Source organism: Pseudomonas sp. HMSC066A08 (assembly GCF_001813025.1).
In the GTDB taxonomy this organism is placed as follows: domain Bacteria; phylum Pseudomonadota; class Gammaproteobacteria; order Pseudomonadales; family Pseudomonadaceae; genus Pseudomonas; species Pseudomonas aeruginosa.
The window spans coordinates 1-566 of the sequence record NZ_KV811256.1 but is presented as its reverse complement, the minus strand read 5'-3'; the positions used below and the strand labels follow the sequence as shown (position 1 = coordinate 566).

Sequence of the window (566 nt, the reverse complement as noted above, 5' to 3'; positions counted from 1 at the left end):
ATCGTTTCGATCAAGTGGGAATGCCTTCGCGTTTTATTTCCGGGACCGGAATGCTCAAGGCGCGTAATTGCTGGAAGACGTTCATGAATTCGCGGTTGCGCTTGATCTTGCCGTCTTCAAGTTCGAAGGAATGCAGGAAGTGGTTTTCGTAATAACCTTCGGGATATCCGGGGAAAAGAATCTTGCCGTGACCGTCGCATTCGACCCAGAAATGATTGGGGTCGTCGGTTCCGAATATATTTATGTTGTACCACTCCCAATCGGGAAAGCACTTCAATGACCAGACGGCATGTTCCGCAAGTTTGTCCTTGCCACGAATGACAATGGGCGAACCGGTATCGGTGGTCCATAAACCGCCACAGCCATCCTCGACGAAAAGTTCATGGCGGCGCAGGCGGTCCTGGCCTTTGGTATTCATGTATTTCTCGACGGTGGCGCGATTCTTTTCGCGAAGTTCGTTGGCATCGGTGAAACCGATTGGATTTGTCGTGTCAGGCATCGTCAATGCTCCTTGGCGGTAGATGTCATTCAAGTGGGAATACCGTCACGTTTTATTTGTGGAACGG

1 protein-coding gene is annotated in these 566 nt (G+C 50.5%); it reads right to left on the bottom strand.

The window, feature by feature from the left end; all coding sequences use genetic code 11:
* Positions 1-10: 10 nt before the first annotated feature.
* Positions 11-499: a phenazine biosynthesis protein PhzB gene (gene phzB, locus HMPREF2886_RS03570; protein WP_003123955.1), complete on the bottom strand. Its 489-nt coding sequence runs from the start codon at positions 497-499 to the stop codon at positions 11-13.
* Between the last annotated feature and the right edge of the window lie 67 nt (positions 500-566).